12 protein-coding genes, 1 pseudogene and 1 riboswitch are annotated in these 12,344 nt (G+C 71.6%); of the genes and pseudogenes, 1 reads left to right on the plus strand and 12 read right to left on the minus strand.

The window, feature by feature from the left end; translation table 11 throughout:
- Nucleotides 1-22: 22 nt before the first annotated feature.
- The 10 genes from AB0N14_RS24980 to AB0N14_RS25025 form a co-directional block, all read right to left on the minus strand.
- Nucleotides 23-1,093 (minus strand): hemolysin family protein, encoded by a 1,071-nt coding sequence (locus AB0N14_RS24980; protein WP_366027926.1) that lies wholly within the window; start codon nucleotides 1,091-1,093, stop codon nucleotides 23-25.
- Nucleotides 1,090-2,427, minus strand: coding sequence for a hemolysin family protein (locus tag AB0N14_RS24985; protein ID WP_366027927.1), 1,338 nt, complete (start codon nucleotides 2,425-2,427; stop codon nucleotides 1,090-1,092). Before AB0N14_RS24985 ends, AB0N14_RS24980 begins: the two co-directional genes overlap by 4 nt.
- A gap of 225 nt (nucleotides 2,428-2,652) precedes the next feature.
- Nucleotides 2,653-3,108, minus strand: coding sequence for a PH domain-containing protein (locus AB0N14_RS24990; RefSeq protein WP_366027928.1), 456 nt, complete (start codon nucleotides 3,106-3,108; stop codon nucleotides 2,653-2,655).
- Nucleotides 3,109-3,122: 14 nt separating this feature from the next.
- Nucleotides 3,123-3,971, minus strand: a complete 849-nt coding sequence (gene hisG, locus AB0N14_RS24995; protein WP_366027929.1) for an ATP phosphoribosyltransferase — start codon at nucleotides 3,969-3,971, stop codon at nucleotides 3,123-3,125.
- Nucleotides 3,972-4,025: 54 nt separating this feature from the next.
- On the minus strand, nucleotides 4,026-4,298 hold the full coding sequence (locus AB0N14_RS25000) for a phosphoribosyl-ATP diphosphatase (RefSeq protein WP_007491392.1): 273 nt from the start codon (nucleotides 4,296-4,298) through the stop codon (nucleotides 4,026-4,028).
- A gap of 34 nt (nucleotides 4,299-4,332) precedes the next feature.
- Complete coding sequence (gene ribH / locus AB0N14_RS25005; protein ID WP_366027930.1) at nucleotides 4,333-4,818, minus strand: 6,7-dimethyl-8-ribityllumazine synthase; 486 nt, start codon at nucleotides 4,816-4,818, stop codon at nucleotides 4,333-4,335.
- Nucleotides 4,819-4,837: 19 nt separating this feature from the next.
- Nucleotides 4,838-6,130 carry a bifunctional 3,4-dihydroxy-2-butanone-4-phosphate synthase/GTP cyclohydrolase II gene (locus AB0N14_RS25010; RefSeq protein WP_366027931.1) on the minus strand — a complete coding sequence of 431 codons (1,293 nt, stop codon included), beginning with the start codon at nucleotides 6,128-6,130 and terminating at the stop codon, nucleotides 4,838-4,840.
- Nucleotides 6,127-6,771, minus strand: coding sequence for a nicotinamide mononucleotide transporter family protein (locus AB0N14_RS25015; RefSeq protein ID WP_366027932.1), 645 nt, complete (start codon nucleotides 6,769-6,771; stop codon nucleotides 6,127-6,129). Before AB0N14_RS25015 ends, AB0N14_RS25010 begins: the two co-directional genes overlap by 4 nt.
- Nucleotides 6,768-7,370: a riboflavin synthase gene (locus AB0N14_RS25020; protein ID WP_366027933.1), complete on the minus strand. Its 603-nt coding sequence runs from the start codon at nucleotides 7,368-7,370 to the stop codon at nucleotides 6,768-6,770. Before AB0N14_RS25020 ends, AB0N14_RS25015 begins: the two co-directional genes overlap by 4 nt.
- A 147-nt stretch (nucleotides 7,371-7,517) precedes the next feature.
- Nucleotides 7,518-7,648, minus strand: a riboswitch (FMN riboswitch).
- A 348-nt stretch (nucleotides 7,649-7,996) separates the two neighbouring features.
- Nucleotides 7,997-9,220, minus strand: coding sequence for an ROK family transcriptional regulator (locus tag AB0N14_RS25025; protein ID WP_366027934.1), 1,224 nt, complete (start codon nucleotides 9,218-9,220; stop codon nucleotides 7,997-7,999).
- A 125-nt stretch (nucleotides 9,221-9,345) separates the two neighbouring features.
- Here AB0N14_RS25025 and AB0N14_RS25030 point away from each other — a divergent pair, with 125 nt between their 5' ends.
- Nucleotides 9,346-10,560, plus strand: coding sequence for an MFS transporter (locus AB0N14_RS25030; protein ID WP_366027935.1), 1,215 nt, complete (start codon nucleotides 9,346-9,348; stop codon nucleotides 10,558-10,560).
- Here the strand turns inward: AB0N14_RS25030 and AB0N14_RS25035 are convergent.
- Nucleotides 10,520-10,978: a thioesterase family protein gene (locus AB0N14_RS25035; protein WP_366027971.1), complete on the minus strand. Its 459-nt coding sequence runs from the start codon at nucleotides 10,976-10,978 to the stop codon at nucleotides 10,520-10,522. The two genes, AB0N14_RS25030 and AB0N14_RS25035, sit on opposite strands and share 41 nt — an antisense overlap.
- Before the next feature lie 126 nt (nucleotides 10,979-11,104).
- A pseudogene (locus AB0N14_RS25040) lies at nucleotides 11,105-12,332 on the minus strand (alginate lyase family protein).
- Between the last annotated feature and the right edge of the window lie 12 nt (nucleotides 12,333-12,344).

Consider the following 12,344-nt stretch of genomic DNA (forward strand, 5'->3'; position numbering starts at 1 on the left):
AACGAGGCGCGGGGAACCCTTCTCAGCTCGCTACCGCTTCCCTCGGTTCCGCCATGCGCGGCTGAGGCGGAGCCCCCCGGTGCGCCGGGTCCCTGACCTCGCCGACCAGGAGTTCCAGTACGTCCTCCAGCGCGACCAGGCCCAGGACCCGGCCGGAGGTGTCCGCCACCTGGGCCAGATGGGTGGCCGCCCGGCGCATCACCGTGAGCGCGTCGTCCAGCGGGAGCTCCGCCGCGAGCGTCGTCATGGGCCGCCAGAGCTGCTGCGGCACCGCCCGTTCGGATTCCTCGAGGTCGAGGACGTCCTTGACGTGCAGATAGCCCATGAAGGCGCCGTTGCCCGCGACCACGGGGAAGCGTGAGTAGCCCGTGCGAGCGGTGAGTGCCACGACCTCACCCGGGGTCACCATGGCCTCGACCGTCACCAGCAGGTCCGGGTCCAGGAGCACGTCCGTGACCGGGCGCGAGCCCAGCTCCAGCGCGTCCTCCAGACGCTCCGCCTCCTCGGGGTCGAGCAGGCCGGCCTGGCCGGAGTCCTCCACGAGCTGGTTGAGCTGCTCACTTGTGAAGGCGGCCTCGACCTCGTCCTTCGGTTCGACCCGGAACAGTTTGAGGATCACCCGGGCGCAGGCGCTCAGCGTGACCGTGACGGGACGGCACAGCCGCGCGAACGCCACCAGGCCCGGGCTCAGCCACAGCGCGGCCTTCTCCGGGGCCGCCATCGCCAGGTTCTTCGGCACCATCTCGCCGATCACCAGATGGAAGAAGACGACCGCCGCGAGCGCGATCACATAGCCGAGCGGATGGACCAAGTCGTCGGGGATGTGCGCCGCAGCGAACACCGGTTCGAGCATATGCGCCACGGTCGGCTCGGCGACGGCGCCCAGTGTCAGGGAGCACACGGTGATCCCGAACTGGGCCGCGGCCATCATCTGCGGCAGCCGTTCCAGGCCGTAGAGCACCTGTCGCGCCCGGGCGGTCCCCAGCGGCTCGATCTGGCTGCGGCGTACGGACACGAGCGCGAACTCGGCGCCGACGAAGAACCCGTTGACGAGCACCAGCAGCGCCGCGAACAGGAGTTGGAGCAGGCTCATCGCACCGCCTCCGCGGCCGGCGCGGGGGCGTCCGCGAGCTTCACGAGCCTGACGCGCTCGGCGCGGTAGTGGCCGACCTGGCGGACGGTGAGCCGCCAGCCCGGCAGCTCGGCGCGGTCACCGAGGGCGGGGATCCGGCCCAGCAGGCCGGCGACCAGTCCGGCCACGGTCTCGTACGGCCCCTCGGGCACGTCCAGGCCTATCCGCTTGAGGACGTCGACGCGGCAGCTTCCGTCGGCGTCCCACGCGGGGCACCCGTCCTCGAGCGGCGCGACGGCGAGTTCCGGCAGGTCGAGGCCGTCGTGCTCGTCGCGCACCTCGCCGACCAGTTCCTCGACGATGTCCTCCAGGGTGACGACGCCGGCCGTGCCGCCGTACTCGTCGACGACGACGGCGATGGGCTGCTGGCTGCGCAGCAGCTCCAGGAGGGGCTGCACGGGCAGCGTCTCCGGGACCAGCAGGGGTGCCTGGGCGATCCGGGTGACGGGAGTACGCAGCCGTTCGTGGGAGGGGACCGCGAGGGCGTCCTTGAGGTGGACCATGCCGACGATTTCGTCGATCTTGTCGTGGTAGACGGGGAAGCGGGACAGGCCGGTGGCCCGGGTGAGGTTGACCACGTCCTGCGCGGTGGCGGAGGACTGCAGCGCGCTCACCCGCACGCGCGGGGTCATCACATGCTGGGCGGTGAGCTCTCCGAGGAAGAGCGTGCGGACGAACAGGTCGGCCGTGTCCTGTTCCAGCGCGCCGGCCCGCGCGGAGTGGCGGGCCAGCGAGACGAGCTCGCCGGGGGTGCGGGCGGAGGCCAGTTCCTCGGCGGGTTCCACGCCCAGGGCCCGCACCAGGCGGTTCGCGACCGCGTTCAGGGCCGCGATGACCGGCCGGAACAGCCGGGAGAACAGGTGCTGGGGACCCGCGACGAAGCGGGCGACCTGGAGGGGCCTGGACACCGCCCAGTTCTTGGGGACGAGTTCACCGATCACCATCTGCGCGGCCGAGGCGAGCAGCATGCCGACGACGACCGCGACGCCGCTCGCCGCGCCCTCGGGGAGCCCGAGCAGCCCGAACGGGGCGTGCAGCAGCTCGGCGAGCGCCGGTTCGGCGAGCATGCCGACGACGAGCGAGGTGATGGTGATGCCGAGCTGGGTGCCGGAGAGCTGGAAGGACAGCTCCTTGAGCGACTCGACGACCGTACGGGCACGCCGGTCGCCCTCGGCCGCGGCCCGCTCGGCGTCCGGGCGCTCGACCGTGACGAGCCCGAACTCGGCCGCCACGAAGAAACCGTTGGCGAGAATCAGCAGGAACGCCGCCCCGAGGAGCAGCAAGGGGATGGTCATGATGCCGCCGCCTCCGCGTTCACACGGACACGGTCCGCGCTATGTCGGCAGGGGGCGGCGCAGGTACTACAGGACGATCCGTCCATCGCCGGAGGGAGTCACTCCTCGGGTAGCAGGAACCCCTGAGCACCGGGTGGAACCTCAGGGGCGGAGGCGCCACGTAAGCGCCTCTGCCACCAGATTAATCAAGACTTCGCCCAGTGCGGCAGGGTGGACGTCCCCGAGTCAGCCCTGATGTCGCTCGGGATCGGCCGTGGAGCGGGCCTCGGCGAGCGCCCGGAGCGTGCGTGCGTCCTCGATGGCGCGCTTCTTGGCGATGCCCGGCTGGATACCGAGGGCGGGCAGGCTGGTGCCGTCGCTGAGGTTCAGGAACACCCAGGGGTCGCCGGGACGCAGGTTGACCTGGACGATCTCCGCCCAGTCCAGCTGGCGCCGGCTGGCGATGTTGACGACGGTGACCCCGCTCTCGTCGGCGACGACCTTGGGCCGGGCGAGCAGGAGCAGCACTCCGAAGAGAAGGGCCGCCGTGAGGATGAAGCTGAGACGTTCCCCGGTGGTGAGCTGGTCCAGCAGCAGCGCGACCGTGGTGATCACCACGAGTATCGCGACGCCGGCGGTCAGCAGCACGGCGCGGGTGCGGCCCGGCCGGAAGGTGACGGGAAGGGTGGGCAGGTCCGACATCGGTACGCGGTTCCTCAGAGGCGGCAGGCGTGGATGGCCGTGGTGAGGATGGCCCGGGCACCGATGTCGTACAGGTCGTCCATGATCCGCTGGGACTCCTTGGCGGGGACCATGGCCCGCACGGCGACCCAGCCCTCGTTGTGCAGGGGCGAGACGGTCGGGGACTCCAGGCCCGGGGTGAGGGCGACGGCCTTCTCGAGCTGCTCGACGCGGCAGTCGTAGTCCATCATCACGTACGTACGGGCCACCAGGACGCCCTGGAGGCGGCGCAGGAACTGCTGGACCTTGGGCTCCTCGGCGTCGGCGCCGGTGCGGCGGACGACGATCGCCTCGGACTTCATGATCGGCTCGCCGATGACCTCCAGGCCGGCGTTGCGCAGCGAGGTGCCGGTCTCGACGACGTCCGCGATGACCTCGGCGACGCCGAGCTGGATGGCGGTCTCCACCGCGCCGTCCAGGTGGACGACAGCGGCGTCGATGCCGTTGTCGGCGAGGTGCTTGGCGACGATGCCCTCGTAGGAGGTGGCGATCGTCATGCCGTTGAGGTCCTCCACGCCCTTCGCCGTGCCGGGCTTGGTGGCGTAGCGGAAGGTGGAGCGGGCGAAGCCGAGCGGGAGGATCTCCTCGGCGTTGGCGCCGGAGTCGATGAGCAGGTCACGGCCGGTGATGCCGATGTCGAGGCGGCCGGAGGAGACGTAGATCGCGATGTCGCGGGGGCGGAGGTAGAAGAACTCGACCTCGTTCTCCGGGTCGACGATCCTCAGCTCCTTGGACTCCCGGCGCTGCTGGTAGCCGGCCTCATGCAGCATCTCCGCCGCAGGGCCGGACAGTGAACCCTTGTTGGGGACGGCGATGCGCAGCATGAGGTCGGCTTCCTTCGTTCGTGCGTATGGTTGTACGGGTATTCGGTTTACGGCTCAGAGGTGGGCGTAGACGTCGTCCAGGGAGATCCCGCGCGCCACCATCATCACCTGGACGTGGTACAGCAGCTGGGAGATCTCCTCGGCGGCCGCCTCCTTGCCCTCGTACTCGGCGGCCATCCAGACCTCGGCGGCCTCTTCGACGACCTTCTTGCCGATGGCATGAACGCCCTTGCCGACCAGCTCGGCGGTGCGGGAAGTGGCGGGATCGCCGTGGGCGGCCTTGTGCTGGAGCTCGGTGAAGAGCTCCTCGAACGTCTTCTTGGACATGGTGGCCCTAACCCTACGCGCTGAGGGCCGTATCTCAGTGCCAGGGTTCAGATACTGAGCGGAGCGTGGCGGCCGTCGCCACCGCCGCCGTCACCGCCTCGTGCCCCTTGTCCTCGTTGGACCCCTCGAGGCCCGCGCGGTCCAGGGCCTGCTCCTCCGTGTCGCACGTCAGAACCCCGAAGCCGACGGGGACACCGGTCTCGACGGAGACCTGGGTCAGGCCCTGGGTGACGCCCTGGCACACGTAGTCGAAGTGGGGGGTGCCGCCGCGGATGACGACGCCGAGGGCGACGATCGCGTCGTATCCGCGGCCCGCGAGGACCTTCGCCGCGACCGGCAGCTCGAAGCTGCCGGGGACCCTGAGCAGGGTCGGCTCGTCGATCCCCAGCTCCCGCAGGGCGCGCAGGGCGCCGTCGACCAGACCGTCCATCACCTTGTCGTGCCACTGTGCCGCGATGACGGCGACCCGCAGGTCGCTCACGTCGCGTACGGACAGCTCCGGTGCACCCTTGCCGCTCACGTCTCTCCTCAGTGCTCTGTTACTGGTTGCCGCAGGCGGACACGGCGGTCGTGTCCAGCCAGGGCAGGTCGTGCCCCATCCGGTCCCGCTTGGTGCGCAGGTAGCGGAGGTTGTGTTCACCCGCCTGGACGGGCATCGGTTCCCGGGCGGTGACCTTGAGGCCGTAGCGCAGCAGGGCGTCGGTCTTCTCCGGGTTGTTGGTCATCAGGCGCACGCTGCTCACGCCGAGGTCCTTCAGGATCTGGGCGCCGGCGGCGTAGTCCCGGGCGTCGGCGGGCAGGCCCAGCTCCAGGTTGGCGTCCAGGGTGTCACGGCCGCGCTCCTGGAGTTCGTACGCGCGCAGCTTGGACATCAGTCCGATACCGCGTCCCTCATGGCCGCGGAGGTAGACGACCACGCCCCGGCCCTCGGCCTGGATGCGCCGCAGGGACGCCTCCAGCTGGGGGCCGCAGTCGCAGCGGGCGGAGCCGAAGACGTCGCCGGTCAGGCACTCGGAGTGGACGCGGACCAGAACGTCCTCACCCTCGCCGATCTCGCCGTGGACGAGGGCGACGTGCTCGACGCCGTCGACGGTGGACCGGTAGCCGTACGCCGTGAAGGTGCCGTGGGCGGTGGGCAGCCGGACCTCGGCCTCGCGGCGGACGGTCGGTTCGTCCGAGGTGCGGCGGTAGGCGATCAGGTCCTCGATGGAGATGATCGTCAGGCCGTGCTTGCGGGCGAACGGGATCAGCTCGGGCAGCCGCAGCATGTGGCCGTCCTCGCCGGCGATCTCCACGATGGCGCCGGCCGGGCGCAGTCCCGCGAGCCGGGCGAGGTCGACGGCGGCCTCCGTGTGGCCGTTGCGGACCAGGACGCCGCCGGGCTTGGCGCGCAGCGGGAAGACATGGCCGGGGCGCACGAAGTCCGAGGGCTCCGCCGTGCCGCGCGCCAGCAGCTGGAGCGTGGTGGCGCGGTCGGAGGCGGAGATACCGGTGGTCACGCCGTGGGCGGCGGAGGCGTCGACGGAGACCGTGAAGGCGGTCTTCATCGACTCGTTGTTCTCGTCGACCATCTGGGGGAGCCCGAGCCGGTCCAGCTCCTCGCCCTCCATGGGGACGCAGATCAGGCCGCGGCACTCGCTCATCATGAAGGCGACGATCTCGGGGGTGACCTTCTCGGCGGCGATCACGAGGTCGCCCTCGTTCTCGCGGTCCTCGTCGTCGACGACCACGACCGGCCGGCCGGCCGCGATGTCGGCTATGGCCTGCTCGACCGGGTCGAGCGCGAAGTCCTCGATGGTGTCCGTGCTGTACAGAATCGGCGCCGTGCTCATACGGCGGCTCCTTCCAGGACGGGCCGCGCGGCCCTGCGGGAGCGCAGCCACCAGTCGCGCATGCCCCACAGGACGAGTGCGCCGTAGATGACGTAGACGAATCCGGAGAAGGCGAAGCCGTTGGCGAAGTTGAGCGGGACGCCGACGGCGTCGACGAGCAGCCAGGCGAACCAGAACTCGACCATGCCGCGTGCCTGGGCGTACATGGCGACGATCGTGCCGACGAAGATGTACGCGTCCGGCCACGGGTCCCACGACAGTGTCGGGAAGGCGGTGAACAGGCCGGCCACGGCGAGGGTGCCCACGGCCGCGGCGCCGGCCAGGATGCCGCGTTCCCGCCAGGTGGCGAAGCGCGGTGCGATGTGGCCGTCCTCCGCCTGGCCCTTGCCGCGGTTCCACTGCCACCAGCCGTAGACGGCGACGACCATGACGACGACCTGCTTGCCGGCGCTGCCGGAGAGGTGGGCCGTGGCGAAGGCGGCGAAGAGGATCAGGCCGGACAGGAACTGCACCGGCCAACTCCATATGGAGCGCCGCCAGCCGAAGGCGAGCCCGAGCAGACCGATCACGTTGCCGATCATGTCCGACCACTTGATGTGCTGGCCGAGGAGCGTGAAGGCTTCGGAGTTCAGCCAGTTCACTTGGTGGCCCCCTGACCGGCCAGGAGGCTCTCGACGTACTTGGCGATGATGTCGACCTCGAGGTTGACCGGGTCGCCGGGCTGCTTGAGGCCGAGGGTGGTCAGCGCGAGGGTGGTCGGGATGAGGCTCACGGAGAAGTGGTCGTCTCCGGCCTCGACGACCGTGAGGCTGATGCCGTCCACCGCGATGGAGCCCTTCTCCACGACGTAGCGGGACAGGTCCGCCGGGAGCGAGATCTTCACGATCTCCCAGTGCTCGGAGGGCTTGCGCTCCAGGACCGTGCCGGTTCCGTCGACATGGCCCTGCACGATGTGGCCGCCGAGACGGGTGCCGACGGCGGTGGGGCGTTCGAGGTTGACACGGGAGCCGACCGTGAGGCCGCCGAGGCTGGAGCGGTTCAGGGTCTCCGCCATGACGTCGGCGGTGAACTCGTCGCCCTCGTGCTCCACGACGGTGAGACAGACGCCGTTGACCGCGATGGAGTCACCGTGGCGGGCGCCTTCGGTGACGACGGGTCCACGGAGCCGGAAGCGGGAGGAGTCGCCGAGATTCTCGACGGCGGTGACCTCACCCAGCTCTTCGACGATTCCGGTGAACACTTCCCGGGTCCTCCTGCCTCGATGGGGCACGGACTCCGGGGCCTGTCGATGACGACAGCAGACACGAGCGAGACACCGGGGGCGACGCCGGACGGGCCTCGTCCGCATGGACGAGCCGAGACGGCGGCGCGCACGAATGCCCGCCCGCCGCGCACTGCCTCCCATCCGGACTTTAACCGTCGGTCCAGGAATTCCACCTGGTCAACCGGCCGCTGGAAGCGACCGGGTCGCGGACTGTAACCGCCGGTTCGGACTTTCACCGACCCCGGAGTGCGCTGCTTCTGGTACAGGCTCAGTGTGCCACGACTGATCGATGGCCAACCGGGTGAACTGCTGTGTGGTGCCTCACATGTTCACATGCCGGACATGGCCGACGGCGGGCGCCTGCCCCGTCCTCGCTGCCACCGCGACAACACGCGCCCCGCGAGAGCCACTTGGGATTGGTCCATACCTATTGACTGGGCTGATCCGCCCCACCTAGGGTCGGCGCTCGCGGCGCGGTGCGCCGCCTCGAACGGCCCGGCGGCGGTGACGAAGGCCCTTGCCCGCCGCCGGGCCTGCGTGTGGCATGACCACGGCGGTACGGCCGTCTGTCGCAGTGTGGGCGCCTGGCGCAGTGCGGGCGCCTATCGCTCGGGCGGCGTGAACAGCTCCTCCTGGGCTCCGTCCCGTGCCGTCAGCAGGGCCCCCCGCAGGACCGCCCCGCCGCCCAGGGTGCTCGCGCGCACCTCGGTGGCCAGCGGTGACACGCGAGCCAGACGCTCCGCGACCCGAGCGGCGAGGACGTCCCCGCCCGCCCGCCCGACCTCACCCCCGAGCACGACACAGCCGGGGTCGAGGATGGCGGCGACGGAGGCGGCACCGATGGCGAGCCGGTCGGCGAGGGCGTCGAGGAAACGGCCGGCCCGCTCGGCCGGGGGCACGTCCGTCACCCCGCTGCCGCCGCCCGCCTCGACCCCCGCGACCGCGCCCCGCACCAGGGCCGCCGCCGGCAGCTCGCGCGCGGCCCGCCCCGCCGACAACCCGTGCTCTCCCGCCAGTTCCACGATCGCCGCCGCCCCCGCCAGGGAGTGGAATCCGCCCTCGCAGTCCGTCGCCGACGGCAGGGTGACGGTGCCCGGGACCGGCAGGAAGCCGATCTCGCCCGTGCCGCCCGAAGCCCCGCGGCGCAGTGCGCCGTCCAGGACCACCGCCGCGCCCGTGCCATGGCCCAGCCACAGCAGGACGAACGTGTCGCGGTCCCGCGCCACGCCCTCGCGCTGCTCGGCCAGCGCCGCGAGGTTGGTCTCGTTCTCGACGATCACCCGGGCGGGCAGCCGCTCCTGGAGCGCGGCGACCAGGCGGCGGTGCCACTCCGGCAGCCCGGCGGAGTCGCGGAGTTCGCCGGTGGCGGGGTCGATGAGCCCGGGCGCCCCGATCCCGACCGTGTGCAGCCTGTCGGCACCGGCCTCCTTCGCGGCACGCTCCACCAGCAGCACCGCCTGCTCGACCGCCGGCCCGGTGCCGGTGTCGCCGCCGATCGGCACGGAGGCCTCCGCGAGCACCCCGCCCAGCAGATCCGACACCAGCACGGAAACGCTCTCGGTGCGCACGTCCAGGGCAGCGAGGTGGGCGCGGTCGGCGACGATCCCGTACAGCCGCGCGTTCGGACCGCGTCGCTGCTCGCCCCACTCCCCCACCACCGCGATCAGTCCGGCGGCCGTGAGCCGTTCGACGAGGTCGGCGACCGTAGGCCGGGACAGTCCGGTCAGCTGCTTCAACTGCCCTGCCGTCAGAGGGCCTTCCTGCTGCAGCAGGCGCAGGGCGAGCCGGTCGTTGATGGCCCGTGCGGTGCTCGGGGATGCGGGCATGCCGGGATCCTTCCAGATCGGCCACCGCGCCGCTCCGGCGCGGCCTCGGCTCCCTATCTATCAGGCAGGGTTCCTGATAGTTTACGGCGGCGCGCAGGGAGGACACCGCCGGGAGGGGCCCGACAATGAGCGAGATGAGCGAAGCGAGCCGACAAGAGGTGAGGCGCGCCCGGTACGCCGTGGCGGCGGTGTTCGCCGTGCACGGCGCCGTCACCGGCTCGTTCGCCACCCGGGTGCCCTGGATCCAGGACCACGCGCACGTCGGCGCCGGCCAGCTCGGCATCGCCCTGGCGTTCCCCGCGCTCGGCGCGTCCCTGGCGATGCCGCTCGCGGGCCGGATCAGCCACCGATTCGGCGCCCGGACGGCACTGCGCGGACTGCTCTCCCTGTGGACGCTGTCCCTCATCCTGCCGTCCCTCTCCCCCGATCTGTTCACCCTGGGCGCGGCCCTGTTCGTCTACGGCGCCTCGGCCGGCATGGCGGACGTCGCGATGAACGCGCTCGGCGTGGAGGTGGAGAACCGTCTCGGCAGGTCGATCATGTCCGGACTGCACGGCCTGTGGAGCGCCGGCGCCCTGATCGGCTCGGCGGCCGGCACGCTCGCCGCCCACCTCGGCTCGGACGCCCGGCTGCACCACGCCCTGGCCGCCGCGGTGCTGACCGTGCTGGGCCTCGTCGCCTGCACCTGGGTCCTCGACCTGCAGCCCGCCGAGGACGAGGAGCCGCCGCCCCGGTTCGCGCTGCCGCCCAAGTCGGCGCTGCTCATCGGTGCGGTCGGCTTCTGCGCGGTGTTCGCGGAGGGCGCCAGCCTGGACTGGTCGGCGGTCTATCTGCGCGACCAGCTGGACAGTTCCGCGGGACTGGCCGCCGCCTGCACCACCGGCTTCACGCTGACCATGGCACTCGCGCGGATCGCGGGCGACAAGGTGGTGGACCGCTACGGGGCGGTGCGCACCGTCCGGGTCGGCGGCGTCCTCGCCACGCTCGGCGGGCTGCTCATCGTGGTGGCGAACCATCCGGCTCTCGCCATGGGCGGCTTCGCGCTGATGGGTCTGGGCATCGCGGTCGTCGTCCCGCTGTGCTTCGCGGCGGCGGGCCGCAGCGGCCCCAACCCGAGCCAGGCCATCGCGGGCGTGGCCACCATCACGTACACCTCGGGCCTGGTCGCGCCGGGCGCGATCGGCACGCTGGCCCAGGCCACGAGCCTGGTCGCGTCGTTCGGCCTGGTGACCGTGCTGGCCTGCGGGCTCGCGGGCTTCGCGGGCGTCCTTCGGGCGGGCGGCCGCGACCGCCCGAAGGTCAGTCCGCCGAGCGCAGCAGTTCCCGGCCCGCGGCCCTGAACCGCTCGCTCCACGACGTCGGCCGCAGGGTCGCCGCGTCCAGCCGGACCAGGACCCGGGTGCCGTGCGCGTACGTCACCGCCGCGTCGGCCGAGCTGAACCGGAACCCGTACGTGAGCCCGGTGTTCCCGAGCCGCTCCAGCCACAGGTGCACGGCGTACGCGCCCGGCTTGGTGACCGGGGCCTCGTAGCTGATCCGCAGCTCCTTCACGGCGTTGCAGAAGTCGCCCGCCGCCTCCCAGTCGCCCTCGAAGCGGAAGCCGCGCTCCTGCCACAGAGTGGCCCAGGCGCGCTCGACCATGACCGGGTAGCGGGCGTTGTGGAGCAGTCCGAGGGCGTCCAGGTCGTCGAAGTGGACGGTGACGGGGATCAGCCGGCCGTACGACACGACGGGTCCTGGCCGGGACTCGGCGGTCACGGACGCGGGATCGGCTTCGACGGTCACGGGCGGGGCTCCTCGATCTGACCTGGTGAGGCGCTCGCGACGCTGCGGCGCTTGATCCCAGCCATGGTAAGCGCTCGCTCAGGACGCCCCGCCCGCGGGTCAGCCGGCGATCGAGTCCAGCTGCTCGGCGGCCGGCCTCAGCGCCCACAGGTCACCGCCGGGCGGTGCCTCCAGCAGGCGTACCGCCTTCTGCGCCTGCGTGTCCCCCGCGTCCGCCGCCGCGTGCACCACGTCGGTCGCCGCGTACCGGTGGAACTCCAGCTCCGGATGCGTCCAGGGCGCGGCGCCGGTCGCGGCGGGCAGCAGGTAGTCGACCGCCTTGGACAGGCTCTGTCCCTGGGGTCCCTGATACGCCCACAGGCCCACGCCGACATGGCGTCCGATGGCGGCGAGCCGTGTGTAGGCCACCAGGTCGAAGGTCGAGTAGTGCCAGCTGCGCGTGCGGGCGAGTTCCTGGGGCTGGCTGCCGTCACCGGCGATCTGCGCGTCGATGCGCTTGGCGCGGGCGTCCAGGACGGTCTGCCGGGCGAGCTGCTCGTCGCCGGTCGCGTAGGCGAGGGCGGCGAGCTGCATGTCGTAGAAGGTGCCGTGGTTGTTCTTGGCCGCTCCCTCCTCCTTGCCGAAGGCGCTGTCCGTCAGCCAGTCGCGGTAGGCGACGTTCCAGTCGCGCATGCGGGTCCGGTCCTCCTTGCTCCAGCCGGGAGCGCCGGTGTTCAGGACGGCGATCGCGTCGAGGACGCTGGTGTAGGACTGCGAGAAGTCGATGATGCCGATGGCGCGGCCGTCGTACTTGCACGGAATGAACTGGCCGTGGTTCAGGTTGGGGTTCATCCTCGTCGCCGGGGCGAGGAACCAGGTGCGCAGGACCTGGGCGGCCTTCTCGCCGTAGCTCTTCTTGCCGGTGTAGTACCAGGCGAGGGCGAGGTCGTAGGTCGAGTCGACGACTTTCTCCAGGTCCTGGCGGTCGGTGCCGGTGTCGACCTCGGGGTTGCGCTGCCCGTCGCGCTGCTCGTAGGGGCAGCCCCAGGGGTTGTCGGCGGTCTTCGGCTGGGTGGGCCACCAGTAGCCTGGCTGAGGTAGTCGTGGACGTCCCCGCCGGGTGCGGGCTTCGGCTTGTCGACGACCGTCCAGGGGCCCTGGTCCAGCCAGGTGTCGGCTCGCGCGATCAGGTCCTTGAGCGCGCCGCGCAGCCGGGCGTCCGGGTGCCGTCGAGGACGGCGGTTCGGGGGACCTTCGGTGCCGCGTGGGCGGATGCGGCGGGAGTCAGGACGGCCGCGAAGGCGGTCACGGCGGCCAGCAGGGTGGCCAGGCGGGGGCGTGCACTCATCAAGGCTCCGAT

Origin of the sequence: Streptomyces sp. NPDC051104 (assembly GCF_040682835.1) — a bacterium.
GTDB classification, from domain to species: Bacteria; Actinomycetota; Actinomycetes; order Streptomycetales; family Streptomycetaceae; genus Streptomyces; species Streptomyces cynarae.

Excerpts from the sequence above, each read along its gene's own strand:
- AB0N14_RS24980 (WP_366027926.1), bottom strand. The coding sequence starts at position 1,093 with ATGAGCCTGCTCCAACTCCTGTTCGCGGCGCTGCTGGTGCTCGTCAAC.
- AB0N14_RS24985 (WP_366027927.1), bottom strand. The coding sequence starts at position 2,427 with ATGACCATCCCCTTGCTGCTCCTCGGGGCGGCGTTCCTGCTGATTCTC.
- AB0N14_RS24990 (WP_366027928.1), bottom strand. The coding sequence starts at position 3,108 with ATGTCGGACCTGCCCACCCTTCCCGTCACCTTCCGGCCGGGCCGCACC.
- hisG (WP_366027929.1), bottom strand. The coding sequence starts at position 3,971 with ATGCTGCGCATCGCCGTCCCCAACAAGGGTTCACTGTCCGGCCCTGCG.
- AB0N14_RS25000 (WP_007491392.1), bottom strand. The coding sequence starts at position 4,298 with ATGTCCAAGAAGACGTTCGAGGAGCTCTTCACCGAGCTCCAGCACAAG.
- AB0N14_RS25010 (WP_366027931.1), bottom strand. The coding sequence starts at position 6,130 with ATGAGCACGGCGCCGATTCTGTACAGCACGGACACCATCGAGGACTTC.
- AB0N14_RS25025 (WP_366027934.1), bottom strand. The coding sequence starts at position 9,220 with ATGCCCGCATCCCCGAGCACCGCACGGGCCATCAACGACCGGCTCGCC.
- AB0N14_RS25030 (WP_366027935.1), top strand. The coding sequence starts at position 9,346 with ATGAGCGAGATGAGCGAAGCGAGCCGACAAGAGGTGAGGCGCGCCCGG.